25 protein-coding genes and 1 pseudogene are annotated in these 23,121 nt (G+C 31.7%); 22 read left to right on the forward strand and 4 right to left on the reverse strand.

From position 1 onward, the window contains the following. Positions 1–5 precede the first annotated feature (5 nt). Positions 6–392 (reverse strand): rhodanese-like domain-containing protein, encoded by a 387-nt coding sequence (locus tag SBL15_RS05000; protein ID WP_011275678.1) that lies wholly within the window; start codon positions 390–392, stop codon positions 6–8. Between the two features lie 151 nt (positions 393–543). Here SBL15_RS05000 and SBL15_RS05005 point away from each other — a divergent pair, with 151 nt between their 5' ends. Beyond that, positions 544–1,374 carry a biotin/lipoate A/B protein ligase family protein gene (locus SBL15_RS05005; RefSeq protein ID WP_107611598.1) on the forward strand — a complete coding sequence of 277 codons (831 nt, stop codon included), beginning with the start codon at positions 544–546 and terminating at the stop codon, positions 1,372–1,374. A gap of 43 nt (positions 1,375–1,417) precedes the next feature. Here the strand turns inward: SBL15_RS05005 and SBL15_RS05010 are convergent, their stop codons facing one another. Both SBL15_RS05010 and SBL15_RS05015 read right to left on the reverse strand, forming a co-directional pair. Continuing rightward, entirely contained in the window at positions 1,418–1,633 is a 216-nt protein-coding gene (locus SBL15_RS05010; protein ID WP_107611597.1) for an SA1362 family protein, read from the reverse strand. Positions 1,634–1,647: 14 nt separating this feature from the next. After that, positions 1,648–2,229, reverse strand: coding sequence for a hypothetical protein (locus SBL15_RS05015; protein WP_107611596.1), 582 nt, complete (start codon positions 2,227–2,229; stop codon positions 1,648–1,650). A gap of 103 nt (positions 2,230–2,332) precedes the next feature. Here SBL15_RS05015 and SBL15_RS05020 point away from each other — a divergent pair, with 103 nt between their 5' ends. The 18 genes and pseudogenes from SBL15_RS05020 to SBL15_RS05105 form a co-directional block, all read left to right on the forward strand. Then, complete coding sequence (locus SBL15_RS05020; protein ID WP_107613847.1) at positions 2,333–3,391, forward strand: M24 family metallopeptidase; 1,059 nt, start codon at positions 2,333–2,335, stop codon at positions 3,389–3,391. Between the two features lie 27 nt (positions 3,392–3,418). Beyond that, positions 3,419–3,976 carry an elongation factor P gene (gene efp / locus SBL15_RS05025; RefSeq protein ID WP_107613848.1) on the forward strand — a complete coding sequence of 186 codons (558 nt, stop codon included), beginning with the start codon at positions 3,419–3,421 and terminating at the stop codon, positions 3,974–3,976. 216 nt (positions 3,977–4,192) lie between these two features. Then, positions 4,193–4,678 (forward strand): acetyl-CoA carboxylase biotin carboxyl carrier protein, encoded by a 486-nt coding sequence (gene accB, locus SBL15_RS05030; protein WP_053041578.1) that lies wholly within the window; start codon positions 4,193–4,195, stop codon positions 4,676–4,678. After that, complete coding sequence (accC, locus tag SBL15_RS05035) at positions 4,678–6,033, forward strand: acetyl-CoA carboxylase biotin carboxylase subunit (protein WP_037536540.1); 1,356 nt, start codon at positions 4,678–4,680, stop codon at positions 6,031–6,033. Before accB ends, accC begins: the two co-directional genes overlap by 1 nt. A 13-nt stretch (positions 6,034–6,046) precedes the next feature. Further along, positions 6,047–6,406, forward strand: a complete 360-nt coding sequence (locus tag SBL15_RS05040) for an Asp23/Gls24 family envelope stress response protein (RefSeq protein WP_107611592.1) — start codon at positions 6,047–6,049, stop codon at positions 6,404–6,406. Between the two features lie 31 nt (positions 6,407–6,437). Further along, positions 6,438–6,824, forward strand: a complete 387-nt coding sequence (gene nusB, locus SBL15_RS05045) for a transcription antitermination factor NusB (RefSeq protein ID WP_011275687.1) — start codon at positions 6,438–6,440, stop codon at positions 6,822–6,824. Between the two features lie 18 nt (positions 6,825–6,842). Next, on the forward strand, positions 6,843–8,180 hold the full coding sequence (gene xseA, locus SBL15_RS05050) for an exodeoxyribonuclease VII large subunit (RefSeq protein WP_037536536.1): 1,338 nt from the start codon (positions 6,843–6,845) through the stop codon (positions 8,178–8,180). Further along, positions 8,173–8,403, forward strand: coding sequence for an exodeoxyribonuclease VII small subunit (locus SBL15_RS05055; RefSeq protein ID WP_107611590.1), 231 nt, complete (start codon positions 8,173–8,175; stop codon positions 8,401–8,403). The genes xseA and SBL15_RS05055 overlap by 8 nt, the downstream gene beginning before the upstream one ends. Further along, on the forward strand, positions 8,381–9,262 hold the full coding sequence (locus SBL15_RS05060) for a polyprenyl synthetase family protein (RefSeq protein ID WP_037536533.1): 882 nt from the start codon (positions 8,381–8,383) through the stop codon (positions 9,260–9,262). The genes SBL15_RS05055 and SBL15_RS05060 overlap by 23 nt, the downstream gene beginning before the upstream one ends. Before the next feature lie 296 nt (positions 9,263–9,558). After that, positions 9,559–10,011, forward strand: a complete 453-nt coding sequence (gene ahrC / locus SBL15_RS05065) for a transcriptional regulator AhrC/ArgR (RefSeq protein WP_011275691.1) — start codon at positions 9,559–9,561, stop codon at positions 10,009–10,011. Positions 10,012–10,026: 15 nt separating this feature from the next. After that, positions 10,027–11,712, forward strand: a complete 1,686-nt coding sequence (gene recN / locus SBL15_RS05070) for a DNA repair protein RecN (protein WP_107613795.1) — start codon at positions 10,027–10,029, stop codon at positions 11,710–11,712. Between the two features lie 176 nt (positions 11,713–11,888). Then, positions 11,889–13,313 (forward strand): dihydrolipoyl dehydrogenase, encoded by a 1,425-nt coding sequence (gene lpdA / locus SBL15_RS05075; protein ID WP_107637635.1) that lies wholly within the window; start codon positions 11,889–11,891, stop codon positions 13,311–13,313. A 17-nt stretch (positions 13,314–13,330) separates the two neighbouring features. Further along, complete coding sequence (locus SBL15_RS05080) at positions 13,331–14,332, forward strand: thiamine pyrophosphate-dependent dehydrogenase E1 component subunit alpha (protein ID WP_107611586.1); 1,002 nt, start codon at positions 13,331–13,333, stop codon at positions 14,330–14,332. Beyond that, positions 14,325–15,308 carry an alpha-ketoacid dehydrogenase subunit beta gene (locus SBL15_RS05085; RefSeq protein ID WP_107611585.1) on the forward strand — a complete coding sequence of 328 codons (984 nt, stop codon included), beginning with the start codon at positions 14,325–14,327 and terminating at the stop codon, positions 15,306–15,308. Before SBL15_RS05080 ends, SBL15_RS05085 begins: the two co-directional genes overlap by 8 nt. 12 nt (positions 15,309–15,320) lie before the next feature. Further along, positions 15,321–16,649 carry a dihydrolipoamide acetyltransferase family protein gene (locus SBL15_RS05090; RefSeq protein ID WP_107611584.1) on the forward strand — a complete coding sequence of 443 codons (1,329 nt, stop codon included), beginning with the start codon at positions 15,321–15,323 and terminating at the stop codon, positions 16,647–16,649. A gap of 102 nt (positions 16,650–16,751) precedes the next feature. Next, positions 16,752–17,189, forward strand: coding sequence for a bacilliredoxin BrxB (gene brxB / locus SBL15_RS05095; protein WP_107611583.1), 438 nt, complete (start codon positions 16,752–16,754; stop codon positions 17,187–17,189). A 12-nt stretch (positions 17,190–17,201) separates the two neighbouring features. Beyond that, on the forward strand, positions 17,202–18,179 hold the full coding sequence (locus SBL15_RS05100) for an aromatic acid exporter family protein (protein WP_107614070.1): 978 nt from the start codon (positions 17,202–17,204) through the stop codon (positions 18,177–18,179). A 391-nt stretch (positions 18,180–18,570) separates the two neighbouring features. Continuing rightward, positions 18,571–19,086 (forward strand): annotated as a pseudogene (locus SBL15_RS05105) (transposase); the annotation flags it as partial. On the opposite strand, the gene prli42 reads toward SBL15_RS05105, so the two are convergent. Continuing rightward, complete coding sequence (gene prli42, locus SBL15_RS05110) at positions 19,083–19,178, reverse strand: stressosome-associated protein Prli42 (RefSeq protein ID WP_011275700.1); 96 nt, start codon at positions 19,176–19,178, stop codon at positions 19,083–19,085. The pseudogene SBL15_RS05105 and the gene prli42 overlap by 4 nt on opposite strands. Positions 19,179–19,336: 158 nt before the next feature. On the opposite strand from prli42, the gene SBL15_RS05115 reads away from it, so the two are divergent. From SBL15_RS05115 to SBL15_RS05125, 3 genes are all read left to right on the forward strand, one after another. Further along, positions 19,337–20,464 (forward strand): M20/M25/M40 family metallo-hydrolase, encoded by a 1,128-nt coding sequence (locus SBL15_RS05115; RefSeq protein WP_107611581.1) that lies wholly within the window; start codon positions 19,337–19,339, stop codon positions 20,462–20,464. Between the two features lie 73 nt (positions 20,465–20,537). Further along, positions 20,538–21,944, forward strand: a complete 1,407-nt coding sequence (gene gndA / locus SBL15_RS05120; RefSeq protein WP_107613699.1) for an NADP-dependent phosphogluconate dehydrogenase — start codon at positions 20,538–20,540, stop codon at positions 21,942–21,944. 176 nt (positions 21,945–22,120) lie between these two features. Further along, positions 22,121–23,116, forward strand: coding sequence for a LacI family DNA-binding transcriptional regulator (locus tag SBL15_RS05125; protein WP_317955443.1), 996 nt, complete (start codon positions 22,121–22,123; stop codon positions 23,114–23,116). Positions 23,117–23,121: the final 5 nt, after the last annotated feature.

Here is a 23,121-nt window from a genome sequence, read left to right on the forward strand (position 1 = left end):
AGTGATTATTTTTTAGTTTTAATCTTACCTGTCCATTTTTTGTATCCACCTTTTAACATATAAATATCTTTATAGCCATTTTTTTTAAGGATACGTGCTGCACGATACCCTGCAACACCGTTTGCATCACAAAGATAAATAGGTTGATCTTTACGTAAACCTTGATATCTTTGACTAAACATTGATATTGGAATGTTACGAGCGCCGTTAATGTGTCCGTAATCATAGTCTACTTTCTCACGAACATCAATCACTTGAGCTTTTCTTAAACCTTTGTGAAATTCATTCTGCTCAAGTTCAGTGACTGCTCGTTTATTCATAAACCAATTTCCAAGCATATATAAAATTATTATGACTATAATAGCTAAAGCTATAATCAAAGATACATTCATATTGCATCCTCCCTAATTAAACGATATTATAATTATAAGGCTGTTAGCTAAATTTATCAAAATTTTTTATTGGCTATTTTTATCAAAGATTTATATGTAAAATTTAATATTTTTCTATAGATAATTATATGTTGTGATTGGAGATTATTTTATGACAGAGACATGGAATTTTATAAATACAGGAAGCCATGATCCATATTATAATATGGCAATGGATGAAGCACTCTTAAACTTCGTATCAAGAGGGGAAATTGACCCTGTTGTCAGATTTTACACTTGGAATCCTGCAACGTTATCTGTAGGTTATTTTCAAAGATTAAAGAAAGAAATTGACATTGATAAAGTTAATGAAAAAGGATTTGGATTAGTAAGAAGACAAACTGGTGGTAGAGGGGTTCTTCATGATAAAGAATTAACATATAGTGTTATTGTTTCGGAAGAACATCCTAATATGCCTTCTACCGTAACTGAAGCATATCGTGTCATTTCTGAAGGATTACTTGAAGGATTTAAATTATTAGGTTTTGAAGCATATTTTGCGATTCCACGTTCCAAAGAAGAACGAGAAAAATTAAAACAACCTCGAAGTGCTGTTTGTTTTGATGCACCTAGTTGGTATGAATTAGTTGTTGAAGGCAGAAAAATTGCAGGAAGCGCTCAAACTAGACAAAAAGGCGTTATTTTACAACATGGTTCTTTATTACAAGATGTTAACGTTGATGAGCTTTTCGATATGTTCATTTTTAAAAATGATCGTCTAAAAGATAAGATGAAAAATGCGTTTGTTGATAAAGCTGTAGCGATTAATGATATTGCTGATAGACATATATCAATTGAAGAGATGGAAAAAGCATTTGAAGAAGGATTTAAAAAGGGGTTAAACATAGAATTTAAACCACTTACTTTATCAGATGAACAAATAAAAGAAGTAAAAGAATTAGAAGAAAAATATCGTTCTGATGAATGGTTATATAAAAAATAAAAAATCATAGGATGGCTAATAATTGGTCATCCTATGATTATTTTTATTTTCTATTTCTCTTTTTATATTTTCTTGCTGCTCTTCTATATTTACGTTGATCTTCAGTTAAGAAAAAGAAATAGTATATTAAATAAATAATTACCGCAATGATTAAAAAGGTGAAAATCATTTTAGCAAAAGACATCATAAATACATTTAAATTCAAAATCAAGCCAATTGCAGCAATTAAAATTACTAAATAAAACAATATATTTTTCAAATCAAAAACTCCTATTATGAATTGTTAGACATGTTCACTTGAGATAGTTTAGTCTTGCCTTTATTCAACTTATTCGTATTATTATTTTCATATCCGCTCTTAATATCTTTAAATGCCGATTGTAACTCTTTGTTAATTTGTCTAATATTTTTATCTTCATTTTTATTTGCACTAGATAAATCTTTTTTAGTCACTGCACCCTTATATTTACCATAAGCATCATCAATACCATTAGCAATAGTATTTAATTTTTCAAGATTTTGCTTTTTGTCTTCTTTATTATTTTTAGACAAATCCAACTGATTATAATTACTAATAACTTTAGTAATATCTTGATAATATTTAGACGAAGCATCTAAAAATTTGGCTTCTTTATTATTATCAACTGTTTTGGAAACATTTTTTTTATCTTTATTAAGAGCCTCAACTTGTGCTTTTTGATTACTTATATCTTGATTTAGCTGTTGAATATCTAACTTCAAGTTATGGTTTTGATCTCTTAATTTGGTTGTCTTTTCTTCCAATGGTCCTAAATTTTGAGAGCCACAACCAACCAATAAACATGAAGCTCCAATTATAACGATTAATTTTTTCATTAAAATCTCCCTAAACCAAAATCTCTTTATTTCTAAAATAATTATGCTATTATTTTAATGTAAATAGAGCAAATGTACAAACGTTATACTAGGAGTGATTTGTATGAATAAATTAGCAAAAGTTAAAGACATACTAGATGTTCAACAATTAGATGCTTTAGTTATTTTATCAGATTATAATCGTAGATATTTATCAGATTTCACTGGTACAAGTGGTGCATTAATAATTTCAAAAAATAACTATCAATTAATTACTGATTTTCGATATATTGAACAAGCAACTAATCAAGCAACTGAATTTAATATCATCAAACGCAGTGGTGGTTTAATTGAAGCTATTGTAGAAATTATAAATAATGAACAATTCAATCATGTTGGTTTTGAGGGACACTTAGTAAGTTATGATACATACCAAACATTAGATCAATCGAAAGCTAAATTAATCTCTATTGGCAATGAGATTGAAAAAATCAGGGAAATTAAGACACCCGAAGAGATAGAAAAGATCAAATACGCTGCTAAAATAGTTGATGATACATATAACTATGTATTAGATATTGCAAAGGTTGGAATGACTGAAAGAGAATTAAAAAGTAAATTAGAAGCTAAAATGTTAGAATTAGGCGCAGATGGCCCTTCATTTGACACAATTGTAGCATCTGGCTATAGAGGTGCTTTACCTCATGGTGTAGCAAGCGATAAAGTCATAGAGCAAGGCGATATGATTACGCTTGATTTTGGGGCATATTACAGAGGATATTGCTCTGATATAACAAGAACATTTGCTATTGGAGAACCTGATCCTAAGATGAAAGATATTTATAACATTGTTCTCAATTCCCAAATTAAAGCAATAAATGAAATCAAAGCTGGAATGACTGTAGCTGAGGCTGACGCGTTATCAAGAGACTATATTGAATCTCACGGTTATGGAGAAGAATTTGGCCACTCTCTTGGACATGGTATTGGTTTAGACATACATGAGGGACCATTATTATCTAAAAATGCAAACGGTATAATAGAAGTAAATAATTGTGTTACTATTGAACCAGGTATTTATGTTGATGGTCTTGGTGGTGTACGCATAGAAGATGACATTTTAATAACTGAAAATGGTTGTGAAGTCTTTACTAAATGTACAAAAGACCTTATTATTTTATAGAAAGCGCATATTTGAGGAGGAAACTGAATGATTTCGGTTAATGATTTTAAAACAGGTTTAACAATTTCAGTAGATAATGGAATTTGGAAAATTATTGATTTCCAACATGTAAAACCAGGTAAAGGTTCTGCATTTGTACGTTCTAAATTACGTAATTTAAGAACAGGTGCAATTCAAGAAAAGACATTTAGAGCTGGGGAAAAAGTTGAACAAGCGATGATTGAAAATCGTCGTATGCAATATTTATATGCTGATGGAGATAATCATGTATTCATGGATAATGAGACGTTTGATCAAACTGAATTATCAGCTGATTATTTAAAAGATGAATTAAAATATTTAAAAGCTAACATGGAAGTTCAAATCCAATCATATGAAGGTGAAACAATCGGAGTTGAACTACCTAAAACTGTTGAATTAGAAGTTACTGAAACTGAGCCAGGTATCAAAGGTGATACTGCCACTGGAGCAACTAAATCAGCTACAGTTGAAACAGGTTATACTCTAAATGTACCTTTATTCGTTAATGAAGGTGATGTATTAGTTATTAACACTAGCGACGGAAGCTATATCTCAAGAGCTTAGTTGACAGTAGCTAAAGTCTTTCTAATTACTAATTGGAAAGACTTTTTTTAATATCTAAATCATTATTTTATATAAATTACAAAAGTCCATTTATCAATAATAGTAAGCATTAAATAGTAAGATGTAATTCCCTAAAATGACACATGCTTGAATTGGCAAGTTCAGTCAAGTAAAATAGATTGGTAGATGAAAACTAATTCGAGGAGTCAGTAACTTATGAATTTTAAAGAAATAAAAGAATTAATCGAAATTCTTGATCAATCAAGTTTAACTGAAATTAATATTGAAGATAACAAAGGTAGTGTAGTCAACCTAAAAAAACAGAAAGAGACAGAAATAATTACACCGCAATATACACAACAAGCACCATTAGCACCAGCAGCATCAACGATGGCAACACCAAATCAAAGTGCAACAGAATCACCTGTTCCACAAAATAATGATCAAATCGATACCGATGATTCATCATACCAAACAATCAATGCCCCTATGGTAGGTACATTTTATAAATCGCCATCTCCAGAAGAAGATGCATATGTTCAAGTCGGAGATAAAGTTACCAATGAATCTACAGTGTGCATCTTAGAAGCAATGAAATTATTTAACGAAATACAAGCTGAAGTTTCTGGAGAAATAGTTGAAATATTAGTAGAAGACGGACAAATGGTAGAGTATGGCCAACCGTTATTTAAGGTGAAATAATGAAAAAAATCTTAATCGCTAATCGTGGTGAAATTGCGGTTAGAATCATTAGAGCTTGTCATGATTTAGGCATACAAACTGTTGCCATTTATTCTGAGGGAGACAAAGACGCGTTACATACTCAAATTGCTGATGAAGCATATTGCGTTGGTCCAACTCAGTCTAAAGATTCTTATTTGAACATTCCAAATATATTATCAATTGCGACTTCAACCGGTTGTGATGGTATTCACCCAGGATATGGCTTTTTAGCTGAGAATGGTGACTTTGCAGAGTTGTGTGAAGCATGTCAATTGAAATTTATCGGTCCCAGCTATGAGTCTATCCAAAAAATGGGCATCAAAGACGTTGCAAAAGCAGAAATGATTGCAGCTAATGTCCCAGTTGTTCCAGGTAGTGATGGGCTAGTTACAACCATTTCGGATGCAAAACAAATTGCTAAAGAAATTGGATATCCAGTAATTATTAAAGCTACTGCAGGTGGTGGAGGAAAAGGTATACGAGTGGCTAGAACAGAGAAAGAGCTTGAGAATGGCTATCGTATGACTCAACAAGAAGCAGAAACTGCTTTTGGTAATGGCGGTCTTTACCTTGAAAAATTTATTGAGAACTTCCGTCACATTGAAATTCAAATTATTGGAGATCAACATGGAAATGTCATTCATCTCGGAGAGAGAGATTGTACGATTCAAAGACGCATGCAAAAGTTAGTCGAAGAATCTCCATCTCCTATTTTATCTGATGAACAACGTGAAGAGATGGGTAATGCAGCTATAAGAGCCGCAAAAGCAGTTAATTATGAAAATGCAGGTACTATTGAATTTATATATGATTTAAATGATAATCAATTTTATTTTATGGAAATGAATACACGTATTCAAGTTGAACATCCTGTCACTGAAATGGTTACTGGCATTGATTTAGTAAAATTACAACTAAAAGTTGCGATGGGTGAAGCACTGCCATACACTCAAGAAGATATTACTATCAATGGTCATGCAATAGAATATCGTATAAATGCTGAAAACCCATATAAGAATTTCATGCCATCTCCTGGTAAAATCACACAATACCTAGCTCCAGGCGGATATGGTGTGAGAATCGAATCAGCTTGTTATACAAATTATACAATTCCTCCATATTATGATTCTATGGTAGCTAAACTCATTGTTCATGAACCAACGCGTGATGAAGCAATTATGACTGGTATTAGAGCATTAAGTGAGTATTTAATTTTAGGAATCGATACAACAATTCCTTTCCATTTAAAACTTATGAATAATGATATATTTAGAAGTGGATCTTTTAATACTAACTTCTTAGAACAATATAATATTATGGACGACGAGGAGTAGGAGGTTAAACCAAATGGTTAAAGTAGCATATTATTCAAATTCAAACTTAGGTAAAATTGAAATTGCACCTGAAGTTATTTCTGTAGTTGCAAGTATAGCTGTATCAGAGGTAGAAGGGGTAACTGGACATTTTTCAGAATTGAAAAATAGTAACATTGAAAAAATAAGTCGTAAAAACCTCAATAGAAATTTAAAAATTGATGTTAAAGAAGATGGCATTCAAATTGATGTATATTGCTCTATAAAGCACGGTATAAATATTTCAAAATTTGCAAGTAAAACTCAAACATCTATTTTTAACTCAATTAAAACAATGACTGCTATCGAGCCAAAAGAAATTAACGTTCACATCATGCATATTACTGTCGAATAATATATAGATTACATTTAACAAGGAGTTATTTATGAGTCGTAAAGAATCAAGAATGCAAGCATTTCAAACTTTGTTTCAGTTAGAAATGAAAGACACAGAATTAACAATCAATGAAGCCATTAATTTCATAAAAGATGATGAGCCTGAATTAGACTTTGATTTTATACACTGGTTAGTAACAGGTGTTAAAGATCATGAGCCAGTTCTAGATGATACTATTAAGCCACATCTTAAAGATTGGTCACTTCAACGTTTATTAAAAACAGACCGAATAATATTACGAATGGCTACATTTGAATTATTGCATAGTGATACACCACCAAAAGTAATCATTAATGAAGCTGTAGAATTAGCAAAGCAATTTAGCGACGATGAGCATTATAAATTTATAAATGGTGTGTTGAGTAACATAAAATAATTAATTTGAGTGATGACAATGTCTGAATACTTAAGCGTTACAACTTTAACGAAATATATTAAATATAAATTTGATCAAGACCCACATTTGCAATCTATCTTACTAAAGGGTGAGCTATCTAACTTTAAAAAACATCCAAGTGGACATCTTTATTTCAATGTTAAAGATAAAGATAGTGTGATAAGTGCAATGATGTTTAAAGGTAATGCGAATCAGCTTACTTTTGAGCCAAAAGAAGGTGATGAAGTCCTTTTAGAAGCACGTGTTTCAGTATATGAACGACGTGGAAATTATCAAATTTATGTGAATAAAATGGAATTAGATGGTATAGGGAACTTGTATCAAAAGTTAGAACAATTAAAGCAAAAATTAAAAAAAGAAGGCTTTTTTAATAATGAACATAAAAAGCCTATTCCTCGATTCCCTAAAAAAATCGCAATCTTAACTGCTAGTACTGGTGCCGCAATTAGAGATATTCAATCTACAATAAATAGTAGATATCCTTTGGCCGAAAAAATCCAAATAAGTACTTTAGTACAAGGTACACAAGCCAAAGAGGATATTATAAAAAATATTAAATATGCTGATTCACTTGGCGTTGATACTATTATTGTAGGCCGTGGTGGTGGATCTATAGAAGATTTATGGAACTTTAATGAAGAAGATGTTGTTAAAGCGATTTTTGAGTGTCAAACACCCATTATTTCAGCTGTTGGACATGAAACCGATTTTACTCTCAGTGATTTCGTAGCAGATGTCAGAGCAGCAACACCAACACAAGCTGCAGTTATGGCGACTCCAGATCAGTACGAATTGATGCAACAAATTAAGCAATACCAATTTTCATTATCAAGGTATATTAAACAGTATCTTGAAAAACAACATAAACAACTAGATCATTTAGCATCTTATTATAAGTTTAAACAACCCTCATTATTATACGATCAACAGATACAACGCAAAGATGATTTAGAAAGACAACTAACTCAATTATTATTATCCAAAATTGAGAATAAAAAATATCAATTAAAAGTTCTTCATCAGAATTTTAATGTAAAAACATTAAATCAAACTATATTACAAAATAATAAGCAACTAATGAATGTAAAAAATCGTTTATCAAATCTAACAATGAAAAACATTCATAATAATAAATTAGAGCTCAAAAATAAAGTTGAACTATTAAATAATTTAAGTCCTACTAATACTATGTTGAGAGGCTATTCTATAATTAATAAAGATGATAAAGTCATTACTAGTACACAGGATTTAAGTAAAGATGATGAAATTACATTAGCAATGAAAGATGGTAGCGTAGATGCCATTGTTAAAAAGGTTAGGTGTGAACATGAGTAAAGATCAACAAAGTTTTGAAGAAATGATGCAAGAATTAGAAAATATCGTTCAAAAATTAGATAACGAGACTGTATCATTAGAAGAATCATTAGAGTTATATCAACGTGGTATGAAACTTTCAGCAACATGTGATGCAACACTTAAAGATGCTGAAAAGAGAGTAAATCAACTTATTAAAGATGAAGCAGAGGATGAAGAAAATGGCAAAGAAGTCAATGAATGAATTAATTGATCAAATTAATAGCGCTCTTGACGGTGTAATCGAAACTTCACCACTAAATACAAATCTAGAAGAAAGTATGCAATATTCTCTCAATGCGGGTGGTAAAAGAATAAGACCACTTCTTGTATTTTTAACATTAGATGTATTAAATCAAGATTATAAAAAAGGTAAAAAAACTGCATTGGCATTGGAAATGATTCATACGTATTCTTTAATTCATGATGATCTTCCTGCGATGGATAATGATGATTACCGTCGTGGTAAACTTACCAATCACAAAGTCTATGGTGAATGGAAAGCTATTTTAGCTGGTGATGCACTACTAACTAAGGCATTTGAAATCATTGCTGATGATGAATTATTAGAATCTGATGTTAAAGTTAAAATACTTTCTAGATTAGCGCATAACAGTGGCCACTTAGGCATGGTCGGAGGACAAACATTAGACATGCAAAGTGAAGATAAACCTGTTGATTTGGATACGCTTGAACAGATACATAAAGCTAAAACAGGAGCATTACTTCAATTCGCAGTATTAAGTGCAGCTGATATTGCTAAAGTAGATAAGTCTACATCACAAGCTCTTGAAGATTTTAGTAATCATATGGGTTTGATGTTCCAAATTAAAGATGATTTGCTCGACGTATATGGTGATGAATCTAAATTAGGAAAAAAAGTTGGTAGTGACATCGAAAATCACAAAAGTACGTATGTTTCTTTATTAGGTAAAGATGGTGCTGAAAATAAATTAAATTTCCATAGAGATGCTGCCATAGAATCGATAGAACAACTTTCTTCACACTATGATATTAAACCACTATTAGATATCGTTGAGCTTTTCTACACACGTGATCATTAATTATCATTAATATTAACCCTTCAAAGCTACTGTTTAAAAATTGGCGTTGAAGGGTGTTTTAGTACACTATTTTAAATTGTGGCATTACATTTATATCCTAATTTTAGTTTACATATTTATTTATTTGTTTATGCATTTTTTCTATACAAATTAACTAATTGTACATATTAGTATTTAAATAAAACAATTTACGATTATTGAGTTATCAGTTACGTATGCATAATAACAATAGTAGTAGTAAAAAAAATGATGTGTTAAAATCATTGTATAATTATTCGAAACTAGGAGTGTTCATAATGGCAAAAAAATCTGTGAGACACATAAAGATTAGAGAAATTATCTCAAGCGAACAAATAGAAACTCAAGACGAACTAGTAAAACGTCTTAATGAATACGACCTTAATGTTACGCAAGCTACCGTATCACGTGATATTAAAGAATTACAATTAATCAAAGTTCCTGCACCCTCAGGTCAGTATGTATATAGCTTGCCTAATGATCGAAAATACCATCCATTAGAAAAATTGGGTCGTTATCTCATGGACTCATTTGTAAATATAGAAGGAACAGGTAATCTACTCGTCTTAAAAACCTTACCTGGTAACGCTCAATCTATTGGCGCTATACTAGACCAAATAGATTGGGATGAAGTTCTCGGTACTATATGTGGTGATGATACTTGCCTTTTAATTTGTAAAGATGAAGATGCAAGTAATACAATTAAAACAAGAATTTTCAATTTATTATAAGGATGCGATGAATTCATGTTACAAACCTTATCAATAAAACAATTTGCAATTATTGATGAATTAGAAATTCATTTTTCAGATGGATTAACAGTTCTAAGTGGTGAAACGGGTTCAGGTAAATCAATCATCATAGATGCGATTGGCCAGTTAATTGGAATGCGTGCATCATCAGATTATGTTCGACATGGTGAAAAGAAAGCGATTATTGAAGGCATATTTGATATAGATGAAAGTAAAGATGTTATTCATATACTTCATAATCTTGATATAGAAATCGACGAGGACTTCTTATTAGTAAAAAGAGAAATATTTAGCACTGGTAAAAGTATTTGTAGATTGAATAATCAAATTGTTACGCTTCAAGATTTGCGAAAAGTGATGCAAGAACTATTAGATATTCATGGTCAACATGAAACACAGACACTTCTTAAACAGAAGTATCATTTAAAATTATTAGATGATTATGCAGAAGACAAGTATTTATCAACTAAAGAAAAATATCAAAATGTGTTTAATCAATATAAAAGTAAAACAAAGGAATTAGAAGAATTAGAGTCTGCCGACCAAGCGTTACTTCAACGTTTGGATTTAATGAAATTTCAATATGAAGAATTAGAAGAAGCTTCTTTAAAAGAGGGCGAAATTGAGCAATTAGAAGTCGATATACGTAGAATTCAAAATTCCGAAAAACTAAGCATGGCGCTTAATAATGCACATGTCACTTTGACTGATGAGCATGCAATTACAGATAGACTATATGAATTAAGTAATCATCTACAATCTATAGATGATATTTTGCCTGATAAATTTAGTAAATTAAAAGAGGATATTGATCAATTTTATTACACGCTTGAAGATGCTAAGCACGAGTTATATGATGAAATGTCAAACACTGAATTTGATGAGCAAATGCTTAACGAGCTTGAATCACGAATGAATTTATTAAACAATCTAAAAAGAAAATATGGCAAAGACATTAATGAATTAATTACATACAAAGATAAGCTTCAAAATGAAATAGCCAAAATCGAAAATTATGAAGAAAGTACATCACAATTACGTGAGGAAATTAGTCAATTATATGATGAAGTGATGTCAAAAGGCAAAGTGTTATCTAGAGAGCGTCGCACAGTAGCTCGAACATTAAGAGATCATATCGTTTCTGAAATACAAAATTTACAAATGAAAGATGCTAATTTAGAACTCTCATTCCAATTACTAGATAAACCAACAATTGATGGTATAGAATTTGTAGAGTTTTTAATCAGTCCTAATAAAGGGGAACCACTCAAAAGTTTAAATAAAATTGCATCTGGCGGTGAGTTGTCTCGTATTATGCTAGCCCTAAAAAGTATTTTTGTACAATCAAGAGGACAAACTGCAATTTTATTTGATGAGGTAGATTCAGGAGTGTCAGGACAAGCTGCTCAAAAAATGGCTGAAAAAATGAGAGATATAGCTGAATATATTCAAGTAATATGTATTTCGCACTTACCACAAGTTGCATCTATGAGTGATCACCATTTATTAATTAGTAAAGCATCCAATGATGATCGTACAACAACTCAAGTTAAAGAGTTAGAAAATGATGATAAAATTGATGAAATCGCACGAATGATTTCTGGTGCTAGTGTTACTGAATTAACTAGAGAAAATGCAAAAGAAATGATTAGCCAAAATCAAAGAAAAAGTAGTAAGTAATTCATTGAATTTATTAATATTTATTTTTGCTGTAAAATAAATATTAACATTATAAAATGAATATTTTAATTTTATATGAAACCTACTAATTGAGTTACTAAATTCATTTAAAATTTAAAGTCACTTACACATTAACGTTATTAAATCCAATCGCAAAGCAAGTTAGGAGTAAAATTATGAGTGAAAAGCAATATGACCTAGTCATCTTAGGTGGAGGAACCGCTGGTTATGTAGCGGCAATTCGAGCATCACAATTGGGTAAAAAAGTAGCTATAGTAGAGAAATCTTTGTTGGGTGGCACTTGTCTTCACAAAGGTTGTATTCCTACAAAAGCTTTATTAAAATCTGCTGAAATTTTAAGAACAGTTAAAGATTCAGTTCATTTCGGTGTGAATGTTGGTCAATATTCATTTGACTTAAAATCTATGATGAAACGTAAAGACAAAATTGTTAAGCAAATGCATCAAGGTATTGAGGGTTTAATGCAGAAAAATCACATAGATATATTTAATGGCACAGGTAGAATTATGGGGACATCTATTTTCTCACCTCAAAGTGGTACCATTTCAGTTGAATATGATAATGGAGAATCTGAATTATTACCTAATCAGAATGTATTGATAGCTACAGGTTCACTACCAACTCAATTACCATTCTTGCCTTTCAATCACAATACAGTTCTATCTAGTAATGACATATTGCAACTCACTGATTTACCTGCAAGCATAGCAATCATTGGCGGTGGAGTGATAGGTCTTGAATTTGCTTCTTTATTAATTGACTTAGGTGTAAATGTTAGTGTGATAGAAGCAGGTGAACGAATCTTGCCTAATGAGAGTGCTCAAATTGCACATTTTCTAAAAACATCACTTATAGCAAGAGGAGTAACGTTCTATGAAAATTGCGCTTTAAATGAATCTGCAGTTACAGTCAACTCTAATTCTGTATCTATACAAGTAAATAAAGATAAAACTATAGAAGTAGAAAAAGTTTTAGTATCAATTGGTCGCAAGCCTAATACTGATGATATAGGATTAAATAATACTAAAATTAAAACTGATGATAACGGTAATATACTTGTTAATGACTTTTTACAAACCGAAGATAAGCACATTTATGCTGCAGGTGATTGCATAGGTAAGCTTCAATTAGCACATGTATCTTCTAAAGAGGCAATACTTGCTGTTGAAAACATGTTTAATGGCAATGGCCTACCTCTAAATTATGACAAGATGCCGAAATGCATATATACACACCCAGAAGTTGCTTCAATTGGTTACAATAAAGAATCAGCCGAAGCCAAAAACATTAAAACTAAATCATTTAAAGTAAGCTTTAATGCAATTGGTAAAGCAGTAATAGAGGAAACTACTAATGACAGAGGATTTTGTGAAATGATAATTAATGATGAAACTAATGAAATTATCGGTATTAATATGATAGGTCCTCAGGTTACTGAATTAATCAACGAAGCCTCTTTATTGCAATTTATGAATGGTTCAGCAATTGAGTTAGGTCTGACAACACATGCACATCCTTCTATATCAGAAGTACTTATGGAATTGGGATTGAAAGTAGAAAATAGAGCAATACACGTTTAACAGGAGGAACAATAAAGATGATTGATTATAAATCTGTCGGACTTTCAGAAGAAGACCTTAAAGAAATCTATAAATGGATGGATTTAGGTAGAAAAGTAGATGAACGATTATGGTTATTAAACCGCGCAGGTAAAATTCCATTTGTTGTTAGTGGACAAGGACAAGAGGCTACACAAATAGGAATGGCATACGCTATGAAAGAAGGAGATATTTCATCTCCATATTATAGAGATTTAGCATTTGTTACTTTTATGGGGATTTCTCCATATGATACAATGCTAGCTTCATTTGGAAAAAAAGATGATATTAATTCTGGAGGAAAACAAATGCCCTCTCACTATAGTCATCGTGAAAAGGGCATATTATCACAAAGTTCTCCAGTTGCTACACAAATACCACATTCAGTTGGAGCTGCATTAGCTTTAAAAATGGATAAAAAACCAAATATTGCTACGGCAACTGTCGGTGAGGGAAGTTCAAATCAAGGAGATTTTCATGAGGGTTTAAACTTTGCAGGCGTTCATAAATTACCATTTGTTTGTGTCATCATCAATAATAAATATGCGATATCTGTGCCTAATACATTACAATACGCTGCAGAAAAACTCTCTGATAGAGCCTTAGGATATGGCATATATGGTGAGACAGTAGATGGGGATGATCCGATAGCAATGTATAAAGCTATGAAAGATGCTAGAGAACGTGCACTAAATGGTGAGGGTGCCACTCTAATTGAAGCTATAACACATCGTATGACGCCACATTCTTCAGATGATGATGATACATATCGTACGAAAGAAGAAAGAGAAGCATTAAAAACTTATGATTGTAACCTTAAATTTAAAGATTATTTATTAGAAAAAGAGATTATTAATCAAGAATGGTTAGACAATATAGAGCAAGAGCATAAAGAAATTATTAATAAAGCCACTAAAGATGCAGAAAAAGCGCCATATCCATCTGTAGAAGAAACATATCAATTTGTTTATGACCCAGAAGGAGGTATGGGCAATGAGTAAAATGAATTATATTGAAGCAATACAACAAGCGCAAGACCTAGCCATGGAACATGATAATAACGTATTTATATTAGGTGAAGATGTAGGACGTAAAGGTGGCGTTTTTGGTGCAACTAGAGGTCTTCAAGATAAATATGGTGTTGAAAGAGTAATAGATACACCTTTGGCTGAATCAAATATTGTAGGGACTGCTATTGGAGCAGCAATGATTGGTAAACGACCAATTGCAGAAATTCAATTCGCAGATTTTATACTTCCTGCAGTTAATCAGATTATTAGTGAAGCAGCTAAAATGCGCTATCGTTCAAATAATGACTGGCAATGTCCTATCACAATCAGAGCACCCTTTGGTGGTGGGGTACATGGTGGTTTATATCATTCTCAAAGTATCGAGAGCATCTTTGCGTCTACACCTGGGCTAACTATTGTCATACCTTCATCTCCTTATGATGCTAAAGGATTATTATTATCCTCTATTGAGTCAAACGATCCAGTATTGTTCTTTGAACATAAAAAAGCATATCGCTTCTTGAAAGAAGAAGTGCCAGATGGTTATTATACAGTTCCTCTTGGAAAAGCTGATGTAAAACGTGAAGGGAATGACATAACTGTATTTACATATGGTTTGTGTGTAAATTATTGTATGCAAGCTGCTGATATTTTATCAGCAGATGGTATTAGTGTTGAAATAGTTGATTTGAGAACTGTTTATCCTCTAGATAAAGAAACAATTATTGAACGTGCTAAAATGAATGGCAAGATTTTATTAGTAACAGAAGATAATCTAGAGGGCAGTGTCATGTCAGAAGTCTCTGCAATCATAGCTGAAAACTGTTTATTTGAACTTGATGCACCTATTATGAGATTAGCTGGACCGGATGTTCCTTCAATGCCATTTTCTCCTAATCTTGAAAATGAAGTTATGATGAATCCTGATAAAATCTTAGAAAAAATGCGAGAACTTGCACAATTTTAAGGAGGAAAAGTTATGGATATAAAAATGCCAAAACTAGGCGAAAGTGTTCATGAAGGTACTATTGAGCAATGGCTTATTTCAGTGGGTGACTATGTTGATGAATATGAACCCTTATGTGAGGTAATTACTGATAAAGTAACTGCTGAAGTACCTTCAACTGTATCTGGTACTATCACTGAAATTTTAGTTTCAGAAGGTGAAACAGTTCAAATAGATCATGTTATTTGTAAAATTGAAACTTCTGAAACAGATAATTCTACCAACACTAAAAATACCGATATTGAAACCGTTAAGGATTCGACAAATTTAAATATAAATGGTAATGATACTTTAACAGTCGAAACGTCAGCATCGGCTTCAAAAAATATTTCTGATAAAGAAGTAAATCATTCTGTTAAAACAAATGCACATACACAAGCATCATTACTTAATAACGGTCGATATTCACCAGTAGTTTTTAAAATTGCATCTGAAAATGATATTGATTTATCATTAGTTCCTGGCACAGGTTTTGAAGGACGTGTGACTAAAAAAGATATTGAAAATTATATTAATTCAAGTCATCAGGAACCGAAAATAAATAACAATTCACTATCTAGTTTCGAACATACGAAATCCAACGTGGATTCTGCTCAGAGTCAATTTGGTCAATCTATACCAGTCAAAGGTGTTCGTAAAGCAATAGCTCAAAACATGGTGACAAGTGTAACTGAAATCCCTCATGGTTGGATGATGCTTGAAGTTGATGCAACAAACTTAGTTAAAACTAGAAATCATCATAAGAATTCGTTCAAAGAGAACGAAGGTTATAATTTAACTTTCTTTGCATTCTTTGTAAAAGCTGTTGCAGAAGCATTAAAATCAAACCCATTATTAAATAGTAGCTGGGATGGAGAAGAAATTATTCTTCATAAAGATATTAATATTTCAATTGCTGTAGCAGATGAAGATAAACTATATGTTCCTGTTATTAAACACGCTGATGAAAAATCAATCAAAGGTATTGCTAGAGAGATAAATGAACTAGCACTTAAAGCAAGAAATAAACAGCTATCACAAGAAGATATGTCTGGTGGAACATTTACAGTTAATAATACTGGTACATTTGGATCCGTTTCATCAATGGGAATTATAAATCATCCACAAGCAGCGATTTTACAAGTAGAATCTATTGTAAAAAAACCAGTCGTTATTGATGATATGATTGCAATTAGAAGCATGGTTAATTTGTGTATTTCAATTGATCATAGAATACTTGATGGTGTTCAAACAGGGCGCTTCATGTCTCAAGTTAAAGAACGTATTGAACAATTCACAATAGAAAATACAAGTATCTACTAGTTTAAAATGATATATCATATTCCCTGGACAAGCTATTTGAACTCTAACACTTATATTTAGTAGAATAGCATTGAATAAATAAAAGATTGAAAGGTGATTAAAATGGATTTAAATTTTGATTTATATATGAACGGCGTGGTTGAACAAGCTCGTAATGAAATTGAAAATGCGGGATATGAACAATTAACAACTGCAGATGAAGTTGATAAAGTATTACAACAAAATGGTACTTCATTAGTAATGGTTAATTCAGTTTGTGGATGTGCGGGAGGAATTGCACGTCCAGCAGCATCACATGCATTACACTATGATAAACTACCTGATAGACTTGTTACAGTATTTGCTGGACAAGATAAAGAGGCTACGCAACAGGCTAGAGACTATTTTGAGGGTTATGCACCTTCAAGTCCATCATTTGCATTAATTAAAGATGGTAAAATCACAGAAATGATTGAACGTCATCAAATTGAAGGCCGTGATGTAATGGATGTTATTAATCAGTTACAAGGCCTATTTGATAAATATTGCGACGAAAGATAAGAGGATTTACTAATGTTAAAGTTAAATCCTTATAAGATTGGATTTAGAACGCTTAAAACAGCAGTAGGTATCACATTAGGTGTTATTTTAGCTAAATGGATGGGGCTTGATAATTACGCATCAAGTGCTATCCTCATTGTATTATGTATTAAACATACTAAAGTTCACTCAGTACAAGCTATCGTATCAAGATTTGTATCTTGTATACTAATTCTAATGTTTGGTTCATTGGTTTTTAGCTTATTAGGTCAGAATGCGCTTGTTTTGGGATTAATTGTATTATTATTTATTCCGATAACTGTTATGTTGAAAGTTCAAGAGGGTGTTGTAACTAGTTGTGTTATATTATTACATGTTTTCAATGCAACTACGATTAATTTACATTTAATCATAAATGAATTACTCTTATTAACTATTGGACTAGGAATCGCATTCATCATGAATTTAATTATGCCAAGTTTAGACAAAACATTAGTTTCTTTTAAGAAAGATATAGAAAAAGGCTTCAAAGAAATCTTTATGACATATAGCGAAGCTTGCTCAAATTATAATAATGATCTTACTTTATCTTTCGAAAAACTCCAATTAGACATTCGAAAAGCCAAATCAATCGCATTTAGAGATGTTAAAAATCATTTTATTAGAAATGAAAATTCATATTATCACTATTTTGATATGAGACAAGAACAACTTGAATTATTGCGCAGAATTAAACCGTTATTAAATCAAGTTACTGTCGATGACCCATTACTGACTGATGTATCTCATTTAATGTCAGAAATTGGTAATAACGTAAATAGTAATGATTATACTGCTTTACGATTACATTCACTGTATGAAATCCGTTTATCACTAGACGAATTACCACTTCCTAAATCTCATCAATCTTTAAAATCACGTTCAAGTATGATGCAAATATTAAATGAACTAGAAGAGTATTTAAACATTAAATCTCAATTTGGATCACTACGGTTACACAATGAAATATAATTAGTGATTAAATAAAAAAAGCTGGTACATAATTCCTAGCAAAATAGCCAGTAAATGAGTTTTTATTAATTCATTTACTGGCTTCTTTATTTACAATACTTCGTATTCGTGGCTCGCTTGCCCAACGTGCTTTGTTTGTAGAAACTAATTAACTCAGTTTCTCTGTGTTGGGGCCCTTCTTAGGGGACAGCTTCAGCCTGTAGTCTTCAACTTGTCCTGTTCCCTCAAGAGTCTCGCCAAAATACTTTGTATTTATATGTAATTTTCCATTCAATTACTTTAAAAAATAAGGCATTTTAGTATAATTCAATAAACTTCAGTTCTTATCCCAACAAATGGTATTTCAAGACTTGTAAATGATATTGTTGAAACAATCCCTAAGACCGAATTCGATGAATTCATTTGTCCGAACAATAAAAGAATAGGATTCAAAAGATATGCCTATCGCCATGATAAGAATGGTTTTAAACGAGACTTTAAATTATATGAATGTGATGATTATTCAGAATGTCCGCTGAAATAACAATGTATGAACTTCAATTCAAAAGAAAATAAAAAAATAATGAAGAATTATAATTGGGAATATTTTAAAGCCCAAATTAATAAAAAGCTTTCAGAACCAAAAACCAACTACAGTCAAAGAAAAAATGATGTGGTGCCTGTTTTTGGATTTATGTAAGCTATTTTGGGTTTCACTCGAATGTCCGTTCGAGGGATAAATAAAGCCAAAAGAGAACTAGGATTTGTGCTAATGGCACTTAATATAAGAAAAGTAAAAGCTCAACGAGCTGAAAATAATCAAAAACATTATCAAAAAGACAATTTCTATATTATTTCAATAGAAATTGTCTTTATTTACTTATCCTGGAACTTTATGTTCCGGACTCCTTTTTATTGCGAAGATTAATGCATTAGAGGCACTAAACTTGTTAGTAGTAATGCTGCGACAATTGCAATCAACATTACAATTATTATAATTCTTAACACTTTATTATTCACTATTTAACGCTCCTTATTTAAAAACACTTACATAATACACTTTACTTAATATATAAATTAACCATAAATGATTTTTATACAAATGGCAATCAATTTATTTTTGATATTGTAGAAAATTAGTTAAAATAGAAATCAAATGAGAAAGGGGTTTTGTCATAATGATAAACAGTCAACGATTACTTGAAACATTTTTAGAATTAGTCCAAATAAATTCTGAAACAGGACATGAGGAAGTCATTCAACCCATTTTAAAAAAGAAATTTGAAGAACTAGGTTTAAATGTAATTGAAGATCATGCATCAGAAAAGTCATGGTTAGGTGCTAACAATCTTATTTGTACTTTACCAGCCACTAGTGCGAAAGAAGATGTGTCTAAAATTTACTTCACTAGTCACATGGACACTGTTGTACCTGGAATAAATATTAAACCTCAAATTAAAGAGGATGGTTATATTTATTCTGATGGTAGTACCATTCTAGGTGCTGATGATAAGGCGGGATTAGCAGCAATACTTGAAACCATTCAATATCTAAATGAAAATGAAATTCCACATGGCCAAATCCAATTTATTATTACTGTTGGTGAAGAATCTGGTCTTAAAGGTGCTAAAGAACTAGATACATCATACATTGACGCTGAGTTTGGTTATGCAGTTGATGCTAGTCAACCCGTTGGCACAACAGTAGTAGGAGCACCAACTCAAATGGTAATAAACACAACTATTTTAGGAAAAACAGCTCATGCTAGTACACCTTCAGAAGGTATTAGTGCAATAAACATTGCTGCAAAAGCTATTAGTCGCATGAAGCTAGGACAAATTGATGACTATACTACTGCTAATATAGGTAAATTTCATGGTGGCTCTGCTACAAATATCGTTGCTGATGAAGTAGTTTTAGAAGCTGAGGCACGCTCTCATGATAATCAAAGTATTGAACAACAAGTTACTCACATGAAGGAAATATTCGAGACTACCGCACAAGAATTAGGTGGTGAAGCAAAAGTTATCATTGAGAAGAGCTACCCTGGTTTTAAAATAGAAAATGATGACAAAGTAACTCAATTTGCTATCAATAGTGCTAGAGAACTTGGATTAGCAGGGGATACTGTTATTGCTGGAGGCGGATCAGATGGCAGTATTATTAATACATTTGGAATTCCTACAGTCATTTTAGGTGTGGGCTACGAACATATTCACACGACATCTGAACGTATTTCAGTAAATTCACTTAATCAATTGGCAAAACAAATTGTCAAAATTATTGACTTAGTAGCTAAATCGTAATTTAGTTTAGTGAAGTACTTTCAAGTTTTATGATACAATACTATTGAAAAATTGAATGAGAGAGGTAAGTAATATGACTCAACAAATAGGTGTAGTAGGTTTAGCAGTAATGGGTAAAAACCTCGCTTGGAACATTGAATCACGTGGTTATAGTGTTTCTGTATATAACCGTTCAAGCGAAAAAACAGATGAAATGGTTAAAGAATCTAAAGGTAAACAAATCCACCCAACATATTCTTTAGAAGAATTTGTTAATTCATTAGAAAAACCACGTAAAATTTTATTAATGGTTAAAGCAGGTCCTGCAACAGATGCAACAATTGACAGTTTACTTCCATTATTAGATGATGATGACATTTTAATTGATGGTGGTAACACTAATTATCAAGATACTATCCGTCGTAATAAAGCCTTAGCTGAAAGTGGTATTAACTTTATTGGCATGGGTGTATCTGGTGGTGAAGTAGGTGCCCTTACTGGTCCTTCATTAATGCCAGGTGGTCAAGAAGCAGCTTATAATAAAGTGAGTGATATACTAGATGCAATTGCTGCAAAAGCAAAAGATGGTGCATCATGTGTAGAATATATTGGACCAAATGGTGCCGGTCACTATGTTAAGATGGTTCATAATGGTATTGAATATGCAGATATGCAACTTATAGCAGAGAGCTATGCGATGATGAAAGATTTATTAGGTATGTCACATGAAGACATCTCTAAGACATTTAAAGAATGGAATGCTGGTGAATTAGAAAGTTATTTAATTGAAATCACTGGTGATATCTTCACTAAATTAGATGATGGCAATGAGGCACTTGTCGAAAAGATCTTAGACACTGCGGGGCAAAAAGGTACAGGTAAATGGACTTCTATCAATGCCTTAGAATTAGGTATTCCTTTAACAATTATTACTGAATCAGTATTTGCTCGTTTCATTTCATCAATTAAACAAGAACGTGTGAATGCTTCTAAGGAATTAAACGGTCCTAAAGCAGAATTTACTGGTAATAAAGATGAATTCTTAGAAAAAATCCGTAAAGCATTATATATGAGTAAAATTTGTTCATACGCACAAGGATTTGCGCAAATGCGTAAAGCTAGTGAAGAAAATGAATGGAATTTAAAATTAGGCGATCTAGCAATGATATGGCGTGAAGGTTGTATTATTCGTGCTCAATTCTTACAAAAAATTAAAGACGCTTATGATAACAACTCAGAATTACAAAACCTTTTATTAGATCCTTATTTCAAAGGTATTGTCACAGAATATCAAGATGCATTGAGAGATGTAGTAGCAACAGGTGTACGTAACGGCGTACCAACACCTGGATTCTCTGCCAGCGTAAACTACTATGATAGTTATCGCTCTGAAAATTTACCAGCAAACTTAATTCAAGCACAACGTGACTATTTCGGTGCACATACGTATGAACGTAAAGATAAAGAAGGTATCTTCCATACTCAATGGGTTGAAGAGTAATCACATACTAGTTACAGAAGTAAACCAATTCAATGGTTTACTTCTTTTTTAAAAAATTATGCAAACGATTGCACTAAATGATTGACTTACTAATACGAATTCTATACCATGAAAATATAAGATGATTGAAAGCGTTTACTAAAGTTTAAAGATTGAGGTGATATACAACGGTTACAATTAAAGATGTTGCCAAAGAGGCTAATGTAGCTACATCTACAGTATCGAGGGTGATACGAAACAATGCGAAAATTAGTGAGTCAACTTCAAATAAAGTCAAAGCAGCTATGTCCAAATTAGGATACATACCCAATCAAGCAGCAAGAACATTAATAACAAATAAAACTATGACCATTGGATTAATACAGAAAAGTTCCACCCCTGAAATACGTCAAAATCCATTTAATAGTGACGTTCTTAATGGTATTAATCAGGCATGTAATGTAAAAGGCTATTCAACTAGAATGACTGTGTCGGAAAATAGCGGGGACTTATATCATGAAGTAAAAACAATGATTCAATCTAAAAGTGTGGATGGATTTATTCTTTTATATTCATTGAAAGATGATCCTATTGAGCACCTACTTTATGAGTTTAAAGTTCCTTATCTTGTAATTGGGAAATCTTTGAACTACGAAAATATAATACATATTGATAATGATAATATCGGTGCAGCTTATCAATTAACACAATATTTATATCATTTAGGACACCGACATATATTATTTTTACAAGAATCTGGACATTATGCAGTTACAGAAGATAGAACAGTAGGATTTAAACAATACTGCGACAACGTTAAACTTTCAAATGACTGTATCGTAATAGAGTCCATGAATGATTTACGTGATTGTATAAAGCAATATTGTATTGATGCTAATCATAAGCCTTCAGTGATTATAACGTCTGATGCTATGTTAAATATGCAATTATTAAATGTGCTTTATGAATATCAACTACGCATTCCAGAGGATATACAAACTGCCACGTTTAATACATCTTTTCTCACTGAAAATGCAACACCATCTCAAACAACCGTAAACATTAACCCAGATGTATTAGGCTTTACAGCAGGCAATACAATCATTGATGTATTAAGTAATGAAACTATTTCTTTTAGAGAAAAATTGATTTCAACTCAAATAGTTGAAAGGGTATCAACTACAAAAATATAAAGGAG

The sequence above is a fragment of the Staphylococcus sp. NWU MKU2 genome, from assembly GCF_033283605.1.
Classification (GTDB): domain Bacteria; phylum Bacillota; class Bacilli; order Staphylococcales; family Staphylococcaceae; genus Staphylococcus; species Staphylococcus haemolyticus.

Bases quoted from the DNA above. Each gene is read 5' to 3' on its own strand.
- nusB (WP_011275687.1), top strand. From the start codon at position 6,438: ATGAGTCGTAAAGAATCAAGAATGCAAGCATTTCAAACTTTGTTTCAG.
- SBL15_RS05005 (WP_107611598.1), top strand. From the start codon at position 544: ATGACAGAGACATGGAATTTTATAAATACAGGAAGCCATGATCCATAT.
- SBL15_RS05020 (WP_107613847.1), top strand. From the start codon at position 2,333: ATGAATAAATTAGCAAAAGTTAAAGACATACTAGATGTTCAACAATTA.
- efp (WP_107613848.1), top strand. From the start codon at position 3,419: ATGATTTCGGTTAATGATTTTAAAACAGGTTTAACAATTTCAGTAGAT.
- SBL15_RS05100 (WP_107614070.1), top strand. From the start codon at position 17,202: ATGTTAAAGTTAAATCCTTATAAGATTGGATTTAGAACGCTTAAAACA.
- accB (WP_053041578.1), top strand. From the start codon at position 4,193: ATGAATTTTAAAGAAATAAAAGAATTAATCGAAATTCTTGATCAATCA.
- SBL15_RS05115 (WP_107611581.1), top strand. From the start codon at position 19,337: ATGATAAACAGTCAACGATTACTTGAAACATTTTTAGAATTAGTCCAA.
- xseA (WP_037536536.1), top strand. From the start codon at position 6,843: ATGTCTGAATACTTAAGCGTTACAACTTTAACGAAATATATTAAATAT.
- SBL15_RS05015 (WP_107611596.1), bottom strand. From the start codon at position 2,229: ATGAAAAAATTAATCGTTATAATTGGAGCTTCATGTTTATTGGTTGGT.
- SBL15_RS05040 (WP_107611592.1), top strand. From the start codon at position 6,047: ATGGTTAAAGTAGCATATTATTCAAATTCAAACTTAGGTAAAATTGAA.
- lpdA (WP_107637635.1), top strand. From the start codon at position 11,889: ATGAGTGAAAAGCAATATGACCTAGTCATCTTAGGTGGAGGAACCGCT.
- SBL15_RS05090 (WP_107611584.1), top strand. From the start codon at position 15,321: ATGGATATAAAAATGCCAAAACTAGGCGAAAGTGTTCATGAAGGTACT.
- SBL15_RS05055 (WP_107611590.1), top strand. From the start codon at position 8,173: ATGAGTAAAGATCAACAAAGTTTTGAAGAAATGATGCAAGAATTAGAA.
- SBL15_RS05080 (WP_107611586.1), top strand. From the start codon at position 13,331: ATGATTGATTATAAATCTGTCGGACTTTCAGAAGAAGACCTTAAAGAA.
- SBL15_RS05085 (WP_107611585.1), top strand. From the start codon at position 14,325: ATGAGTAAAATGAATTATATTGAAGCAATACAACAAGCGCAAGACCTA.
- SBL15_RS05000 (WP_011275678.1), bottom strand. From the start codon at position 392: ATGAATGTATCTTTGATTATAGCTTTAGCTATTATAGTCATAATAATT.
- accC (WP_037536540.1), top strand. From the start codon at position 4,678: ATGAAAAAAATCTTAATCGCTAATCGTGGTGAAATTGCGGTTAGAATC.
- ahrC (WP_011275691.1), top strand. From the start codon at position 9,559: ATGGCAAAAAAATCTGTGAGACACATAAAGATTAGAGAAATTATCTCA.
- gndA (WP_107613699.1), top strand. From the start codon at position 20,538: ATGACTCAACAAATAGGTGTAGTAGGTTTAGCAGTAATGGGTAAAAAC.
- SBL15_RS05060 (WP_037536533.1), top strand. From the start codon at position 8,381: ATGGCAAAGAAGTCAATGAATGAATTAATTGATCAAATTAATAGCGCT.
- recN (WP_107613795.1), top strand. From the start codon at position 10,027: ATGTTACAAACCTTATCAATAAAACAATTTGCAATTATTGATGAATTA.
- brxB (WP_107611583.1), top strand. From the start codon at position 16,752: ATGGATTTAAATTTTGATTTATATATGAACGGCGTGGTTGAACAAGCT.